This is a genomic window from Noviherbaspirillum pedocola, assembly GCF_016632335.1.
GTDB classification, from domain to species: domain Bacteria; phylum Pseudomonadota; class Gammaproteobacteria; order Burkholderiales; family Burkholderiaceae_D; genus Noviherbaspirillum_A; species Noviherbaspirillum_A pedocola.
On the sequence record NZ_JAEPBG010000004.1, the window covers coordinates 451,724 to 469,753 of the forward strand.

At 55.5% G+C, this 18,030-nt stretch carries 13 protein-coding genes and 1 pseudogene; 1 reads left to right on the forward strand and 13 read right to left on the reverse strand.

Features of this window, described 5'->3' with window-relative positions; all coding sequences use genetic code 11:
• Positions 1 to 235: 235 nt before the first annotated feature.
• Entirely contained in the window at positions 236 to 1,381 is a 1,146-nt protein-coding gene (locus JJB74_RS13000; RefSeq protein WP_200592281.1) for an AAA family ATPase, read from the reverse strand.
• Positions 1,382 to 1,488: 107 nt separating this feature from the next.
• Positions 1,489 to 1,914 (reverse strand): hypothetical protein, encoded by a 426-nt coding sequence (locus JJB74_RS13005; RefSeq protein WP_200592282.1) that lies wholly within the window; start codon positions 1,912 to 1,914, stop codon positions 1,489 to 1,491.
• A 225-nt stretch (positions 1,915 to 2,139) separates the two neighbouring features.
• On the opposite strand from JJB74_RS13005, the gene JJB74_RS13010 reads away from it, so the two are divergent.
• On the forward strand, positions 2,140 to 2,382 hold the full coding sequence (locus tag JJB74_RS13010; protein WP_200592283.1) for a helix-turn-helix domain-containing protein: 243 nt from the start codon (positions 2,140 to 2,142) through the stop codon (positions 2,380 to 2,382).
• Positions 2,383 to 2,865: 483 nt separating this feature from the next.
• Here JJB74_RS13010 and JJB74_RS13015 read toward each other — a convergent pair whose 3' ends face one another.
• From JJB74_RS13015 to JJB74_RS13065, 11 genes and pseudogenes are all read right to left on the reverse strand, one after another.
• A complete protein-coding gene (locus tag JJB74_RS13015) occupies positions 2,866 to 5,052 on the reverse strand; it encodes an AAA family ATPase (RefSeq protein WP_200592284.1) in 2,187 nt (728 codons plus the stop codon).
• Positions 5,049 to 5,528: a hypothetical protein gene (locus tag JJB74_RS13020; protein WP_200592285.1), complete on the reverse strand. Its 480-nt coding sequence runs from the start codon at positions 5,526 to 5,528 to the stop codon at positions 5,049 to 5,051. The genes JJB74_RS13015 and JJB74_RS13020 overlap by 4 nt, the downstream gene beginning before the upstream one ends.
• Positions 5,529 to 5,565: 37 nt before the next feature.
• Positions 5,566 to 6,834, reverse strand: coding sequence for a tyrosine-type recombinase/integrase (locus tag JJB74_RS13025; protein ID WP_200592286.1), 1,269 nt, complete (start codon positions 6,832 to 6,834; stop codon positions 5,566 to 5,568).
• A gap of 2 nt (positions 6,835 to 6,836) precedes the next feature.
• Positions 6,837 to 7,220, reverse strand: coding sequence for a hypothetical protein (locus JJB74_RS13030; RefSeq protein WP_200592287.1), 384 nt, complete (start codon positions 7,218 to 7,220; stop codon positions 6,837 to 6,839).
• 8 nt (positions 7,221 to 7,228) lie between these two features.
• Positions 7,229 to 8,176: a hypothetical protein gene (locus JJB74_RS13035; RefSeq protein ID WP_200592288.1), complete on the reverse strand. Its 948-nt coding sequence runs from the start codon at positions 8,174 to 8,176 to the stop codon at positions 7,229 to 7,231.
• Positions 8,169 to 10,298 (reverse strand): tyrosine-type recombinase/integrase, encoded by a 2,130-nt coding sequence (locus JJB74_RS13040; protein WP_200592289.1) that lies wholly within the window; start codon positions 10,296 to 10,298, stop codon positions 8,169 to 8,171. Before JJB74_RS13040 ends, JJB74_RS13035 begins: the two co-directional genes overlap by 8 nt.
• A complete protein-coding gene (locus JJB74_RS13045; protein WP_200592290.1) occupies positions 10,298 to 12,682 on the reverse strand; it encodes a hypothetical protein in 2,385 nt (794 codons plus the stop codon). Before JJB74_RS13045 ends, JJB74_RS13040 begins: the two co-directional genes overlap by 1 nt.
• 52 nt (positions 12,683 to 12,734) lie before the next feature.
• The gene (locus JJB74_RS13050) at positions 12,735 to 14,195 is read right to left on the reverse strand and encodes an ISL3 family transposase (RefSeq protein WP_200592291.1); all 1,461 of its coding nucleotides are present in this window, start codon (positions 14,193 to 14,195) and stop codon (positions 12,735 to 12,737) included.
• 1,602 nt (positions 14,196 to 15,797) lie between these two features.
• Positions 15,798 to 15,998, reverse strand: a pseudogene (locus JJB74_RS13055) (MFS transporter); the annotation flags it as partial.
• A gap of 129 nt (positions 15,999 to 16,127) precedes the next feature.
• On the reverse strand, positions 16,128 to 17,126 hold the full coding sequence (locus JJB74_RS13060; RefSeq protein WP_200592292.1) for a transketolase family protein: 999 nt from the start codon (positions 17,124 to 17,126) through the stop codon (positions 16,128 to 16,130).
• Entirely contained in the window at positions 17,113 to 17,970 is an 858-nt protein-coding gene (locus tag JJB74_RS13065; protein ID WP_200592340.1) for a transketolase, read from the reverse strand. Before JJB74_RS13065 ends, JJB74_RS13060 begins: the two co-directional genes overlap by 14 nt.
• Between the last annotated feature and the right edge of the window lie 60 nt (positions 17,971 to 18,030).

Below are 18,030 nucleotides of genomic sequence, written 5' to 3' on the forward strand. Positions count from 1 at the left end.
GGATCGCCGCATGGCGGCCTTTACAAGTCTCAATGGTGGTTCTCCGTGCATACGATCACATCCGGGGTTACGCAGACCAGTCCGAAAACCATATGTCCCATGAGCGGACTTTCCCCAGTCTTTACAAGCCGTTTGCCCTGCGCCTAGCCAGTTCCGTGCTGCTACTTGGTCGTGGCAATTTACTTGTTGATAGTTGCATTTATGGGGTCGTATGGCTGCATTGGGTTTTGTACGCTCATGGTGACCTGACAAAGCCGAAACCCATGGTCCCCTTTGGAACGTTCATCGCCATTCCGACATCGCCCGCCAGGACCGTACGGCGGGAATTAAACAATGCCCATCCAATTGATTGACGGATCACACGCCGCATTTCCCGCGGAGTGAGCGACGCCACGGCATCGAAAGCCGCCCGGTCAAGTTTCATTGACCTTCTTGCGCCGAAAACCTCGCGCCTGACCTCCGTGAAGATTCGGACCGCCATGCGTTGCGACTGTGCCGGCGTCAGCTGCGGCACGTCGAACACCTTGAGCCGGCTGCGTATCGGTTCCGACAGCAACCCGGCATCGTTCGCCGTGCAGATGTAGAGCACCCTGCTAGCATCCAAGTTAAGCCATGGGAAGGACAGATCCTGGAATGAGCTTGCCGTCCCTGGCTCGAGCAGCGACAACAGCGAGGACATCGGGTCGTACCGCCCTTCAGTCGATACCTTGTCGATCTCATCAAGGAAGAACAGCGGATTCGCGTGGGTCTTATGCACGAGGGCGTCGAACAACCGTCCAGGCTGGGTGTTGGACCAGAACTCCTCGCTGCCGGCCAGCCCGGCGTTGCTCTGGGCGTTCTCCATGCGCATGCACACCAGATACAACTTAAACGACCCGGCGAACGCCTCGCAGAACAGGGACTTCCCGACCCCGGGCGGGCCTGCAAGGAGGACCGGGCTGAAGCGGATAGTTCCGTCGCCATGCTCCGCGAGCGCGAGCATGCTCCTGAGATAGTTGACCACCTCCGTGAAATTGGGGAACCGTCGCTCCAAGCGACGCAGAACACGACGCCAGTCCGGCGGCAGACGAAGCAGACTGCGGTATTCACCTGCGTCGCGCAGGTTTGCGACAAGCGCACGGGCACGTTGCCGTCGGTCGGACTCCGAAAACAAGGCGTCGAACGAGTCCACCGCCTCCTCGACCTGCCGCTTGTCCAGGAGCTTCAGGAAGGGTTCGCCGGATGCAACCACGTCGGTCGGCCATTCCTCCACCGCTGGTTCCCATGCCCCTTTTCCCTTCGTGGCGCTTTCTTGTTCCTCGGCCAGTCGTTGGGCGGCCTCGACACGCGCCTGGGCCTCGAGACGCTGTTGTTCAAGTTTGCGAACCACTTCGGCCGGCAAGGCGATTCTGCTCCTCCACCATTCCCACCCTGGCTGCAGATTGTCTGTCGATGGCATCCGTACCTACTTCTCGATTGAAAATGATATACGTGACCTGCTATGGACCATCATGGCCACACCTTGTCGATCTCATCGAGGTCATGCGGGGCATTCGAAGGCATGATGTAGGTTTGACCGCTCTTGCATTTGTAGGCGAAGACCTCGTTTCCGCTCGTGTCTTGCCCCCTGTTGATCTCAAGGACTTCGTTAATGCCGTAAGGCTCGTCCGCGGAGAGTGGGATCTGCAACGCTATTCGCACTTTGTATTTCGGTGCTGGGTAATCCTCGAGCAGACGTAACAGATCCCCGATATGCCCGGTCAGGAAGTGCCACCATTGAACGTCAGGGTCCTCCGCAAACCCGACATCGACATGAAACAGATAATGCCCCCTTACCTCGACCCACCGGAAACAGCGGCTTCCTGAGCCGCCACCTTTCCGATCCTCGGCGCGGCTCATCAGCTTGGCTTCAAAACTGTCGACCGTGAATAACACCGTACTTCCCCTGCTCGGATGCAAGCGGCAACGAACCTTTCCCATGACACTGCCACGAGACAAGGCACATATATATGACGTTGCTACTCAACATTCACGTGTTTATGAAATATGCGCTGGCGTGGCATGTCTTGGCATCTGGACATACACCGTCGGCTGGCTTCGGAAGTGCATTGTAGAATATATTCCGTGGACTGTGAATCCCGGCGCACCGATCATTCCGGGATGAAAAAGAAAAACATCAATACGTTACGGACACGCATTGCCAGTGAAGTGAAGCAAGCCCGATCCCATGCAGGTCTGTCCCAAGAGGCGCTGGCCATGGCGGCTGAAGTGGACCGCACTTACGTTTCACAGCTGGAACGTGCGATCGCCAATCCTTCAATAGAGATTCTTCAGAGGATTGCGGACGCGCTTGGGGTTGAGCTCGTCATTACGTTTCAATCATCATCGTCGAGCATCAACTGACTCAGTTCATTGCTTCTATATTGCATTGATACTATTCCTGTACGGGATTAGCGCGATGCGAAATCAGAGCCCAAAGACGCAGTAAGGGCCGAAGGTCCCACCCGACACAACAATGAAGTTGAAGCATGTCCCATATCGGACCGGCGACCGCATCGGTTTCCAGGAGTGTGGCGGCGTTGGATATATGGACCATCACGCGCACGTCGTTCACCGTGGCTGCCGTTGGAAAATCACAGTGGGCGCCTGCGGAGTTCATCAAGCGCTGCCACAAAGGGCACGGCACACGAATGTCCCGGTCAATGCACCGACTGTGCCGCATTCGGCTGCGCATTGCGGTGGACTAGTTCCAAGGAACGTATCGGTGACGATGCAGGCGAAACCCTTCAAAAGCCCATTTCCTTAGGAAGCTCTTCCGTACGGGTGGCGTAGCAGTGCATCTTAGCCTGCGCCCTGCCGTCGTCGCTCGAATCTTCAGCCTAATTGTCAGGTGGCGAGGAACGAAGGCAGGTTGACATGTCGCCGCGCCGCTGTGGCCGGCGCCTTTATCGCGGCACATACTGAGTCCCAGTCACCGACCAGAACGACCTGGTCGACGCCACGGGTTATGGCTGTATAGATCAATGCCTGGTCGAGCAGAGTCGACTTCCGCAAAGACACAATGACACGTTGGAACCGGCCACCTTGGCTCTTTTGTATTGGGATCGCGTAAGCGTGGCGCAACGTCTCGGCCTGACTACTGCTCAATTCATAGCGTATTCCATCGAAATCGCCAGCGCAGCACGGATGCTCTCGGCTTGTTGAATCCAAGGCCTCCACAATGGTACCCAGTGAACCGTTATGCGGCCCGAGATCGTCATCGTCCGCTGTATAGACCACAGGGTCGCCTACTCGCAGCGGAACCCGATCCATGGAATGCGCACCGACTCTGCCGAAGAACGGATGGTGTGTGAAACACATGGGTGCGCCCCGCCTGAACTCTTCGTGGAAGGACCTGTTGATGTCCTCAGTCCCTCCGTTACCTGATTGTGTAATCGAAAGAATCTGCACACTATTGTTGCTGCCGTCGCCACCTAATTCCCCGTACACACGGCGCACGTCCTCGCTGATTTTTGATTCCGAGCACTGCACGAAGGACACGCCAGTCCCGATACCGTCGTATTCGGCGTGCTGTGGCACCCGATGCTCACGGATGGCCGCCGCGACGAACGGGATCCCACCTACGGCACTCTGCCGCTTCGCCACTTTTAATTCGGTCTGCCGAATCATTGGATGACCAGCCAGGACGTGCAGCACTAAACCAAGACCCATGGGGGGAAGCTGCGACGGGTCTCCGACAAGAATAAGCTTTGTCCCAGACGGAATGCGACGTAGCGCTCTGTACATCCAGATCAGGTCAACCATGGACATCTCGCCGATAACCACAGCGGTATTGGGTCCTAAGGTTCCAGCATCGACTTCGTTCAGGAATGCTGCAATGGTCATGCTTGGCTTGCCAGTCGCCTGGCTCATGCGCTGCGCCGCTCTGTCCGTCAACGTCATTTGGTGGATAAGCTTGTAGGCGCACACGTTCTCCAGCACACTGTATATGGCCTTCAGGACCGTCGCCTTTCCTGTGCCGACTCCGCCGGCGATCAGGCTCAAGTGAGATCTGACGGCCGTAATCACGGCACTGCGCTGCTCCGCTGTCAGGACAAGGCTTTGAGATGCCTCAAATGCTGCAATGGCCTCGTCTACCGTGCTGGATTCGTATCTCTTCAAGCCTTGCTGCCGCTGTACTCCTTCAAGCTCACCGGCAGATGCCGCCACCAGGCGATCGGCAACATATCGTTCCATGACATAGGCTCCAGAGGATTGCAAAATGCCGTCAAGCCGATGGTATTGCGTGCTTGGAGCGACAAGCGCCAGGGCCTTGGCGATCAGTCCGCCATCCTCTAGGAGACCTCTCAGCCGAGCCTTGACATTCGCGATAGGGAGACAGGTATGCCCGTCTCGCATCCCCCTGTATAGAGCCTCCTCGACAGCAGCATCAAGTCGACGTGGATCATCGGCCTGAACCGTGAAGCGGGTCTTAGCCAGAAGATCCACTTTCTGCCACTCTTCGGCAAAGCTGATCAAGCGGTACGGATTTTCCTCAATCCTCCGCTGAGTAAGGTCGCCGAAGAAGCCGATGATCTTCTTACCCATGCGACGGTCGATTGCCAGGCGGCTCAGCCACAGCAATATACTCGCCGTCCTGTACTTCTCGAACGCATCGCACAACGCCCGCGCCGACTCTTTTCTTATCCTTTTCGTTAGCGCGTCAACGTTGCGGAAGGATATATGGTTTATCAACGCCGGTCCGAACTCCTCATACAATGCACGAGCCTCGGTGCGTCTTATTCCGGCACAGTGCTCGGGCCGCACGATCCAGTCGATGATGTTGTGGCCGGAAGGATAAAGCAACTCAGCAGCGGACGCTTTGATCTGCGTAGCACCTTTCCATTGCTCCAACGCCCCCGTGACTGACCACTCTTGCCCCTCGCTGACGATGGTCGCATCCGGAATGATCTTGTTGCTGCAAACGGTGACGTAATATTCTTTGGAAGCAGTGATGCCTGCGAAGATGACGCCACCAAATTTCCCGACGCTCCGAATCGATGTGATGCGCAGTTCGATGGACACCTCGCTCATACACGCACCATCCTTCCGGTCTCGCAAAGGTGCGCGTCGAGATGCTGGAGCAGCTCATTTTTCTCATTCAGGAAGGCGATCTCGGCACGCAACGCCGCGTTCTCCTGCCTCAAGGATGCAACATGCGGGTCGTCGCCGAACTTCGGACTGGCAAGGAGGCCAGCGACTGCGTTGTCGGAATCCACCGCCGCGGTGTGGGAGTCTTCGTCCTGCTGTAATCCTCCCATAGCGATGGAACAAGCCTTCATCTCCTCCCTTAAACGCGCCTCCAACTTCTCTAAAGCATCCTTGATTGCGGGATTCTGGCGCAAGGCCGACGTTCCGAAACCGCATGCTGTTGCGATCTCCGCCCGGCTTAGCTTGTCGCCTTTCCAATGGCTCGTCCAATCACCGGCCTTGTCCCTCTCACCGATCCATTCCTTGAACCTCGTGAGGCTTTGCAATGCCATTTGTCGCCCGTTCAACCGATCAGTCATCACTAGCTCCTAGTGCCGTATCGCCTTCCGAAAGCCATCACTGCCCGAGCGCATCCGCAAGCGCCTTCGTATTCCCGTTGATGTTGGATTGCGCCAACTGCGCCATAAGGTCACCACCAGCGAATCGGTTCACCAAATGAACGTAGTATTCATATGTGGTGCCTACGTCCTCGTGCCCCATCCATTTCCTCAACTCTTCGTCAATGGTTAGGTCATAGGTGTAAGGACGGCCCAGTTTTCCCGTTGACTTGAGCGCACGATAGACCCAGTATGTGGCGAACATATGCCGAAGCATCTTCGGAGAAAAGACAGAGTTGGTATAAGGCAGACCCATCTGGCGGGCAGTGGCAGGCACCGATTTGAAGTGATAGTGGATCATTCGGTACGTTACCGGATCGCCTTCTGCGGACAGGAAAAGAATGTCGTTCGATGGATATCTGCCGTATTTCTTTTTGTGGAGTTCTGACCGTTTTCGACGCAGTGGAATGTAGTGCTCACAGATCATACGCCAGACCTGCCCAGGAAATTGAAAGGTCCGAACCTTCCCTTTCGAGTTGATCCTGAATGCAATGGAGGTCGAGTCCATGTCTCCCGGTATGCTGTCATAGTTGTAGTCTACAAATCCTTGGTTCCGGCCTCTCCCGCGATATGGGATCTGAAGCACCTCCATAGGCCGAAGGGCCGTGCTGCCCATGATATAAGCAAGCATCGTGTACACCATGTCATCTTTGGCCAGAACCGCCATTGCAGTGTGGAACTCCTCCTCAGTGACGAACTTGGAGATCTCTCGGTGAAGCATCGCCGGCCTTCCGGTCGGAAGATTGAAGTTGAGCTTTTCCACAGTGACCGTGGACTTTGAATGCGCTAGAAACAGTTGGTCCTTGAGCTTGCGATTGACGTCCTCGGCCTCCAAATCGAGGTAGTGTTGATAACCCTGTTTCGTTGTCCATTGATAGAAACCCCAGACACGGTATGCGTAGTAGGCGGCATTCCCGTGCTCGGCCGGTGTTTCGTCCTCATCGCGTTCGCAGAGATAAAGCAGGAACTCGTCGAAAATGTCTTCGTCAACGTTCGCCCAGTTCTGGCTTCCGTGGCCCGCTTCATCCAAAAAATTCAGAAACTTATTCATCTTGTAGCCATATATCCTCCGTGTATGCGTGGATCGGCTGCGAATCTTGGACTTGGCCACCGCCCATTGTGTCGGCGCCTCAAGCAGCCTATGTTCGTTGTCGAAGAACATCGGCACGTCTCCCACTTTGTGCTCAGGGTGGTGCAGAAGGCCGTCGCTAAAAATCACTCGACTCACGATCAGTCCAACGGATAGTCATCGCGTGGCTTTGCGTAGCTCGCCAACTTCGGGCTCAGATTTTCAATGTTTGTCTGCACAAGATCGAGGCGCCTCTCTAATGCAGCGAGGTTGTCTTCCAAGCTCGTCGGCGTCTCGCCGCCATCCGCGAACGTAGCGCCCTCTGCGCCGGGCAGTAGAATTCCGCTTGCCTTGAGGTCGGCCTCGAGTTCCCTTAACATCCTTTCGATGGCTTTGTCTTGGTACAGCGTGCTTCTAGAAAATTTACATGATGCGCAAAGCTTTACTCTGCTCAGACGCTTCTTGCCCAAAGCAATGAATTTTCCCCAGTCTGCGCATTGCTTTCGCTCGGATACGAAACGGTTGAATGCGTCTACCTTGTCCATTGCTAACCCTATGCAAGGATTATTGAATTGAACTGCTCCGCGAGCGAGACTTCTTCGAAGTCAGTAGCCAGCTTTTGGATTCGCCGCTCAGTCAAAAGATGCTTTGCGCCCTGATTTTGCAAACTGCTGCGTTGTATGCATGTCGCCACGTCCGCACGCAGTCTTACGCAATGGATCGACGCATCCGATTTCTCTCGCAGCCGGTCGATAAAACGACTTCTTATCTTGGCGTTATGCCCGGTGGTCTCCACATATAACGCCACACCAGGGCCACCCACCTTATGTTGGTCTATCCACTTTGAACGCCCCGACAATGGAAGTCCGCATAACAGGTAGACCGCTACCACCGGTGTTCCCGCTCCTCGCGACGGGATCATATTGTGAAGTTCGCTCAAGAAGCGATCGTAGATGTCATCTGGCTGCAATTCAGAAGGAAGCGCGATGATTTTTTTCGAGACAAGCGCGGCGGCGCCGGCCGGTGCATCGGCTGCAGCTCCGGCTTCGGCCAAAGCCGCACGGAGCTTTCTGTTCTCATCAAGCGCGGCATTAAGTTCGCGTATGTTGCGGCCCCGATTCTCCAGCTTCTTGGGCGTCTCCGAGGCTATAGTCGCGTAGTAAAGTATCTGATCAGCCATGCGTCGATATGCGACGTCGCTCAACTGCTCGAGATTCCGAATTCTCGTTTCGATCTCGTCCACTCTGGTGGCGAGCCGTGCCACCTTAGTCTCGGACTCCGTTGCTATGGGTGTGCTGACCTCGACAAGAGGCACTTTAGGAGATGGCTTTCCATGGATGACGTCTCTCACCTCAACCCATTCTGGGTCATCTTGGTAGAAGGTAGTTCGCGCGAGCTTCGACTGTTTCGCAACTTGGGCAACGTTAAGTGACCCGCCGCCTTTCGCGCGAAGCGCCCCAATCGCCTTGTATACCTGCTCCAGGATTTTTTCTCTAGCCATTTGCTACTCGCTCCATGAAGGCCTCGGCTTGGGCTTCGTCGATTTCAGTCAGTCGTGTGAAGGCCAGCCGGATTTGCTTTTCAGAGAAAGCAGCCTGGTTGCTGCTGACGAACGAGTCGGTCGCCAACTTCTGATGGAAAATAACGATGTTTTGGAGGGACGGCACATTTTCCTCGGTGAACACCGCGTGGTTGCAGTTGAGAGGTTCGCACATGGACGTATTCGGATGCATGGTTCGTCGCACCTTTTCAGAGCGCGCATCGCAGGGGGCACGTTCCGCGCTGTTCAGGGTGCGCAAACATATGGCGAAGTTGGTTCGATGAAGAAGCGCAGCTCCCTGGTGCAGCAGGGCGTGTACGTAGGCCTCAATCGTCTCCTTCCCATCATCCATTAGTGCTGCGACAAAGGAAGGCGATCCTGCCAACGATTCCTTCACTCGTTGTCCCGCGATGCCCCCAATCTTCTCGTTCATCGCTGCGTTGATGATATCGACGAGAGTCCCCGTATTTTCTGCGATCATGATTCTCATGACCTCGTCGTGAATCGATGGTAAAGACATGATGTACCGCATGGTCATCTTGAGGCTCGCATGCGAAAACAGCATTTTGATCAGCTGAACGCTCCGTGGATCCTGATAAATCAAGTACATCGCCAAGGTCTTACGGAATTGATGGCAGTGGGCGCGAGGTATCTCGACTGCGTCGCACATGCGAATAACTGCGTGTCTCGGAAAGGTCAAACTCATGCGTTTTCCGAAGGAACTCGGATGAATTGCCGAAAGCAGGTAGTCATGTTTTCCGTACCGGCGCGACTCAGAACAGACCTGTTCCAAGAACTCAATGGCTTGCGCAGTGATTTCCGGAACAGGAATCTTCTTTTCTTCACCCTGCGATGATGCCGAGGTCTTGAACACAGTGAAGGTAAGCCAATGGCCTTCTCCATCGATACTGACGCACCCGGACTTCATGCCTCCGACTTCGGAACTTCTCATCCCGGTGGTTGCAAAGATGACGACAATACAAGCGTGCATTACGGAAGCGATGGTCCCGAGAACGTGCCGGTAGTCCAAGTATTCTCCATCGGCCGTATCTGCATATACGAGGCTCGGGGTGGCAGCTATGTGGGACGGGCTTATTTTAGTCAGCCTTATTTTTAGCCCCAGCCGCCACCATGGGCTCTCACCGACATTGAAAGGCGTGTACGATTTGAATAGGTCTACGCCTTTTTGAGAAGCCACGCTGTGGCCAGTCGGGTTCCATAACAGCTTGTCCTCGTCGAACGCCACTAACGATGGATAGTACGTCCTCCATAGCCAAAGAGCATCCGCCGAGCAGTCTTTCGCCAAACGGAAGCAATGACTTACAAGTGCCACGTAGTTGTCTAGTTCAATTGGTTCCCAAGGTTGTAAAGACTCATATGCTTCAGTGGCATACTTGGTGTACGTTTCTTCCGAGATGAACCGGGTATAACAGGAGTAAAGGTGTGGCAACAGGCCTTGTGTGGACAAGCTGCTCCAATATTTGAGAACGGAGGCTATCATCTCCCGTACTATGGCCGAGTCGTGAGAATCAATGTACGCAATGACGCTTTCTTCGGAAAGATGGTCTATCGTACGGAAGGAATTCGCTTTCGGATCCCCTATATAGAGATTATGCTTCTCGAACAGTCCAACAAGCTTTGTAATGCGAGCAGGCGCCCTTTGCATAGAAGAGTAACTTCTGATGTGTCCGAATGGCGTGAAGTGCGGTATCCGGTAAAAGCTAAGCGAGGCCACGATAGCCCGCCAATGCTCAAGCTTCTCCTTCAATAATTCCGCACGGACAACGAGACAGTTTCCCAGGTGCGGATGTGGGAGTGGATACATACTGAAATCCCATCTCAAATCTCCGAAAAAACTCTTTGGAGTGACGCGAATTGATCCCCACTCCTCAATCGGCATCGCGGATAAGCGGAAAACGGTTTTTTCGGCCACATCCCCGGGACACTCGAGATCCTTGAGCTCCTCCGACTCGAAGTCCTCATCATACTGATCAAGGCCTCGTTCTTCGCAAGCGTCCGGGTCCTCTAGGCTAACACGGATATTGGCGATCGCTTCCGCGATCTGGCTTCTGATGGGCCCCATTAGGCACCCCTCATTGTCAGCGGCAGTACAACCTGACCACTTTCAACTTGCTCGCTTGCCGCCGCTACGTCATCCTTGTTATTCCAGCGGCTGATTATTTCGGTCCAGGCCTGATGTTCTGCGCCGTACTCGCGGCTCCATTCAACTGGTCGAATCCTGTCCATTCTTAGCTGATCAAGGTCCTTGATTCGTCGCAGGATATACGGGAGCGCCTCCTTGAAGATCAACGCTTGCCTACATAAGCAGCACATGTTGAAGAACCTGCAGTCGTCCGATTCAGGAACGAATCTTCGTGCGCCGGGCCAAGTCGGAGCACGGCTGTTCTTGCATGCAGCGATGTACGTTTGCCCCATGGGCGACAACAGGTGGACTATTTCAGCGTCGCTATTAATCTGGGCGCTTTGCAATATTCTTTTCGCTCGCGTACGATCGCGTGGGCGCGCTAGTGCCTTTCTGAGGTCTTGCAATGAATGGCTCTCCAACAACCGGGCCGCATAGGAGGTAACGTCCACAACCTGCTGGTCGAGGAGAGAGCGCAGTCTCGCGTTCTTTATATGTAGCGACGCTGAGTCGCTGTCGTAATGGGTGTCAGACGTTGATTGGTCTGCGTGCCCCAACTGCTCACTGATCTGCTCGAAAAGAGTCCCCATCTCCTGGTGCTTCGTCACCCATGTCTTCCGGATCCGCCCTGGCTCAATGGTTGCCTTTTTCGCCTTGGAAGCGATGCATATCCCATGTCGAGCAAGGAACGCGCACGACACCGCGCCATAAAATTTAATGTAAGATTTTAGCTGCCGTGACAAGTCTGAAATGACGCCGTCATCGACCCATCTTGACTTGTCAGTGATGTACTTCCAAAGGCCCCCGGCCATGTAATGCGGCGATGAACGGAGATTGTGCTGTCTCTTCTCTATGAACCGTAGGACGTTGTACACGCTTAACGGATGTGTCTTGCTGGATTTATGCGGGATCAACGTACCCAAACCAGGGGCAACGGCGTTCTTTGTCTTTATCCCATATAACATCACAGCATCAGCGTCTTCAACGCAAGGACCGAGATGGTCATCTAGGCTCTCGGTCATCCTTACGATGACCTGCAGGTTCCAGCCAGTGTTCATATGGACATACAGTAGGAATGGAAACAGCGTGTGCGCTGTGAATGCCTTATGTGCGACGTATGCCATCTGCCCCAGCTCGATAGGGCTTGATTCATCTCCCAAGTGGACTGCGGCCATGTAGTTCTGCATCCGCTTGTCGACGGATGATTCTGTGCCCGAGTTTTTCTGCGCCATCACTTCGCGAGCGTCCAGCGAGCTCATATTGAGTGGCCATGACGGGTACAACCGCGAGACCTCTCGTATTAACATTTCACTAGTCTGGCGCCGTCCGTACCCTTCAAAGCACCTTCGTTCCTCAGCCCGCTTCGACTTCATGTTTAATTCATGGCGAAAGGTGGGGCGACCCTTCGTTACTAGTATGCCGCCGTCACGTTGATACAGCCTGACAAACTCTTTGAGCGTCATGTTGTTCGCCTTTACATAGGCACGGAATCGCGTTCTCTCCTTCACTAACATGTACAACGCATCTTCAGTGGCATCGCTGTTTGTCATACCAGCCAACGCCTGCAGATGGCGGAGGTCTGCGCATAGGTTTTCCAGCATCGGCGGCGCTTCGTCATGTCTAACCAGCGCAGCTGTTTCGAGAATGTCTCCGAGGCCATTCATAGCCTTCATGACGATTTTTATGTCTGCAATGCATGCCAACGCCATTTGGTGCCAGACCTCATCGCCATAACTCTCGGTTGTAGCGTCGGTAACGCTCGGTGCGGGGGGCCATGTGAATTTCTCCCCAATGGCAGGCACCTTTGGATGCTTTCGCTGAATTGTCTCGACTGACAGTTTCAACGCCCCGTAGAGTTTTCGATTACTTGACCTATTCGGGTAGGTAGCAATCAGCCATTGGCGAAACGAAAGCGCGACTTGCCAGTTGATATCGGCGATATTGAAGACTTGCTGGGGAAGCACAGCGCTGTCCGAGTTGAGAAATGAAACAAATTCGACGGTGCCGCCATACAGCAAACTGTACGAACCGTAGGTAACGTGCTTCCCTGCGTATAAAAGCTCCGCGCCTTTCAAGAGCTGACGTAAAAGGGAACGATGATGCGGATAGGTTTCGGCGAGCGAAGCAAAGTCTTTTGTATAGGTGAGACCGTCCGTTGTCTTGAAAGTGACATGCAAGACGACTTGGTCAAGGTTCACCTGCTGCCGAAGCGCCCGGCGCGATTCAAGGCTTTCAATGTCTCCGCTTGGAAGTGCTGCTGTCCGGCGCACGCCTCGTCCACGAAGTGTTCCTTTTCTTTTTCCCGATGCATCCGTCCCGTTCATTTGTTCCCCATTCAGTTATCACGCAATGTTGGCAAATACTAGAATCGCCGTTTTAAAAGATGGAAGTAGATGGATCACCGGAGTCCTGGTCACTGCGGAAGCGCCGATTGCAACTAGAGCAGACCAAAGTCATCGCCGAGGTATGCTCGCCGGGGACAATGGCCTTTAGGTGCTCGACTTGCAACTGCTGGTAGTTGAATCTGCCTAAGCAACAAGAACACCTATTTCCCAGTTCGGCCAGCAATTTCTGGCGGGCGAACGCTCGCTCCGCGAAGCGGTCAACGATCTGCCAGCGGTCGTGTTCACAATCCTCCGTTTCCGCTTCAACCGCCTTCTCAATTTCTGGGGTTGGCATGGCTAATTCATTTAAGAGGATGCGGGCGCGCAGAACATCGAAGGAATACCCGCGTCCCACTCGGCTACTTGCCTTGGCAACGCTATGCACTGCCTCGGTATAGCCGTTTGTAATCGGATGATCAAAGTAGTTAAAGATCTCCGGCCGCCAATCTCTCAAGGCCGACCGAATCTCCTCGAAGTCCTTCGCCATACCCTTCGGTATGCGTTTCAGCCATTCTCGGCATTCACGTGATGCTTCGTCTTTCGGTAATTCGTAGATGCTTAGGAGGCTCTCTTTTAGCTCGTACGCCTCGCGCAGTTCTGGAACCTTCTCCAAAGTCATATCCCGACTTTGACGCTGCTTCTCGGTCAGCTTGTGCGCTCGCCGGAGAAGGCTGGGTCGGCTCCGTAGGAGGCTCGTCTTGACTGCGCTACTCCGGTCGGCACATAGTCGCCGACGGACGTTTTCTAACCCCTTCGTAGCCAGCTTGACTAGATGAAATTTGTCGATGACCACAGGCACGCCAGGGAGCAAATCCTGCGAGACCTCCCGGTATGGCCGCCACATGTCCATGGCTACCGCCGTGATTCCGGTACGGTGGCGGTAATCATTGAGCCAGTGCGCCACAGAGCGCTTATCGCGGGAGGCGAGCAAATCTATGACTCTACGGTTCCCGACATCAGTGAATATGGCGTGCACCCGCTGGCCGATGGACACCGCATCAATGCCTAAGTAATGTGCCTCGGGCGGTTCGCGTGCCTCAACGATGCGCTGGATATGCTCTTGCGCGATGGTGCGGACAGTTGTTTCATTAACGCCGAGGTGTCTTGCGATGGTCGTGAACGGATCTATAAGGCTTTGTTCCGCGATGTACCCCGCGCAGCGCTGAGTCATCAGCCGACCGTCCTCCATCCCGGCCAAGGGCTGTTGAAACGTCTCGCCACACTCCCGGCATTTGTAACGCTGGACGTTCGCAAGGATGCGTACGGGTTTGCCGCGGATGGGACTATCCCGGTACGTCGCGGCCTTCAGTCCGTGCTTGTATAGTCTTCCGACCGTCCCACACTTTGTGCAGGCCTGTGGTTGAGTCGCGAATTCGGCCTGGAACTCGTATCCCAGATCGTCGACGCGCTTTCCGACAATGCTCCAGCCGGGAAGATCAAGGATGCTGTTCATTTGGCAAGATACCGATTCGCTGGACAGGCCATCACTAGCCATTGTGGAGTGGGGCGTACTGCGTGCTGTTGCGGCATGGTGGTGGGCGCGATAGCGGGGCCGCCAACGCTGACAAAGCGTATGCAGGTTGTTCGAGTCCTCGTTCTCGGGCTAGTGGTCAAATATGTAGTGCCGAGCGCGTTGTGGACCAGGTTTTTGATTCGTAGCGATCTCCTGTGAATATGTCCCACATGCTCGCCACGGTGAGCGCGATATGCGTTCAAACCGTTTAACGGGTAGGAATCCGCATCACTTCCATCAGCGCGCACAGCGCTCGTTTCGACAGTAACTTTGCACCGTTCGCACCAATCAGGCGCATCGCCAATAGTTTCCATATGGATATCCCCGCTGGTCCGGTGGCACTGTTTATCCGTTTGCACCAAGAACATGCGCCACCTTTTCCACAATTTATTCTGATATTTCATCATACGACATAAATCGGATTTCCACACTAATTTCTGAAACTAATGTTTGTGTACTGTTGATGTATCCGAGGTTATAGATGTAAATGTCGCGTAGTCCTCTCGGCCTTTACGACTTGCTCCGTCTTGGTGTGACGGAAAGTAGCCGCACCTGTGGATGCGATGTAATCAATGAGTTTCTCTAATACGTACTGCCTGCCATCATGCTGAATCCTGCTTATGGCGCTGGTCGTACCGATTCATACATGTGGTGTTGCACGATAATTCGAAGCATGGCGAGGCGACTGCAAACTGGTGCCGTGGGCGCTAACAAAGCTGGCACGGAAAAATGCGAGACGCTAAGACCCATATTGAGGATACTTTCACCTCTTCTTCTGGGACGGATTCCATGATCAATTGCGTTAGAACGGTCCGTTTGCATTAAAGCGTCACATGACAGTGCGAATGACGCCCGAGCAAAGAAGTGGCATGAGAAGGCCGAGCTTTCGCATTAGGCTGAACGTCCACGCGCCGAAGATGCAAATGCCGACTAGCATAATTAGGAGTGCCGTCACCTAACGATGACTCGCTTATCGAGGCATAGCGTTATAGGTGAGTGCGGAATCTTCCGAACAACCGGGGATTGATGTGATAGGTGGCGTTCCGCGCTACATACCCGGAAGCTGCATTGGCCTAATACCGGTTCTGCGACGTAGATAATCGCGGCGGCACTGCCAGTTCCGGTCTGGCTCGCTTCACATAGCATTGCTGAGATGCGCTACAGAAATGTGGTTCTTGCGTCTCTTGACGCTTATATCAATTCCGGCTAGCGCGCAGTCTGTCGCTTTTTGGGCACGTTGGTCGGAACAGTGCCCTTCGGGACACGGCGTCTGTTGGCTGCGCGCACAATGGATATGAGGCCGCCAGCCCCTTTCAGAGCTGCGAAACAGTACGTGTCTTCGGCGGCCGCGCTGGGGCCTCCTACAGTCGCGCTACGCGCTCCTTCCGGAGGCCCCAGCGCAACACCTCACACATCGTGCTCTGCAGGAATTTCAACTCTTTCGTCTTGATACGGATTCATCTGATATCGAATAAAGGAGGACCAAGACGTTCATCCGAGTGATGCAGTAAATAGTCACACAGACCATTACGTCGTATAACACTTCAGGTCGTTGAGCATCTGCAGCTTGGCAAAGCCGACGTTGACGCGATCAAGGTAGGCGCCGAGATAGCAGAGCATCAGGAAAGGAATCAGTCGCCAGGCGACCTTTGCATAGGTGCGCGCTTCCATGTCGGGCGCGGCGACTGCCGCGGCGTGCGTTGCGCCATCGCTGGCAACGCGCGTGCTGGTGTTGGTATTCATCATTGTCTCCTTGCGTATGCTGGACTTGTCAGCGCAAGACCGTGCCTTCGGCACGCGCGCCGCGCGTTGCCGGGTTGACGCTGCGGGCGTGCGCCGCGCAGCGTTTCCCTTCTTGTTAGCGGATAAGGATCAGAGCCAGGAACGGATGCTGGCTGCCATCCGCTCCGTCGAAATGCCGTAGCGGTCATGCAGCGTGGGCAGCGCGCCGGCATCGAGGAAGGCGTCGGGCAGGGCAATCTGACGGTATGCGGGTGCGACGCCCGCGCGCAGCAAGGCGCAGGCAACCGCTTCACCGAGTCCACCAACGGTGGAATGGTTTTCCGCCACCACCACCAGGCGGCCGCTGCGCCTGGCGGCCTCGATGATGGTCGCCTCGTCCAGCGGCTTGATCGTCGGGCAGTGCAGTACCGCGACATCGATGCTGTCGGCGCGCAGCGCGTCAGCCACTTCAAGGGCGCGCATCGTCAGAATGCCACTGGAGATAACCAGCACATCGCGGCCATCACGCAGCATCTTTGCGCGACCGAGCTCGAAGCGATAGTCATATTCATCCAGCACCACCGGCACGCGGCCGCGCAAAAGGCGCATGTACACCGGGCCGCGATGCGCGGCAATGGCGGGCACCGCGCCTTCGATATCGATGGCATCGCAGGGGTCGACAATGGTCAGTCCCGGCACGCCGCGGAAGATCGCCAGGTCTTCGGTAGCCTGGTGGCTCGGACCGTAGCCGGTGGTCAATCCCGGCAGCGCGCAGGCGATCTTGACGTTGAGGTTTTCCTCGGCGATCACTTGGTGGATGAAGTCATAGGCACGGCGTGCGGCGAACACCGCATAAGTCGTGACGAAGGGAACGAAGCCTTCCTTGGCCATGCCGCCGGCCGCACCCATCAGCAATTGCTCGGCCATGCCCATCTGGAAGAAGCGCTCGGGATAGGCTTGCGCGAACAGATGCAGGTCGGTGTACTTCGCCAGATCGGCGCTCATGCCGACGATGTCGGCGCGCTGGCTCGCCAGCTCGACCAGCGCATTGCCGAAGGGCGCGCTCCGGGTGCGCTGGCCTTCCGCGGCGATCGAGGCAATCATTGCCGAAGTCTTCAGTTTCGGCCGGTTCGAATCAAGGCTGTTCATTCTGGATGTCCCGCTGATGGTTGTCGTCGAGCACGGCGATGGCCTGCTGCCATTCTTCCGCGCCTACATTGATGAAGTGGTTCTTTTCGCGCTGTTCGAGGAAAGGCACGCCCTTTCCCATCAGGGTGTCGAACAGGATCACGCGCGGCTGTCCACCGGCATGGCTGCGAGCCCGATCGAAAGCCGTCTTCACGGCTTCGATGTCATTGCCAGGCACGCGCTGCACGAACCAGCCGAAGGATTCCCATTTCTGCGCCAGCGGCTCGAAGCCCAGCACCTTGCCCGATGGCCCATCCGCCTGCTGGTTGTTGATGTCGATCAGGTTGATGATGTTGGACAGGCCGAAGTGCGCTGCAGACATCGCCGCTTCCCAGGTCGAGCCTTCATCGAGCTCGCCATCGGACATCGAGTTGTAGACAAAGGCCGGATTGCCCTTCTGCTTCAGGCCGAGCGCCATGCCGACCGCGATGATCAGCCCCTGTCCGAGCGAGCCGCCGGAGATTTCCATGCCGGGCGTATAGGTCGCCATGCCGGACATGGGCAGGCGGCTGTCGTCGCTGCCATAGGTCTCGAGTTCGGCTTCGGGCAGCACGCCGGCTTCCAGCAGCGCTGCATACAGCGCGATCGCATAGTGGCCGTGCGAGAGCAGGAAGCGGTCGCGTCCTTCCCATTCCGGTTCATCGGCGCGATAGTTCAGCGCATGCCGGTAGGCCACGGCGAGGATGTCGGCCATGCCGAGCGCCTGCCCGATGTATCCCTGCCCCTGCACTTCGCCCATCCGCAATGCATAGCGGCGGATGCGGTAGGCGGCGCGCTTCAGGGATGCTGTCGTGTGTTCTTGCATCACTTGGTTCGTCTCCGTAGGTTTGATCAGAAGAGGAAGCGCCGATCACTCGATCTCGCG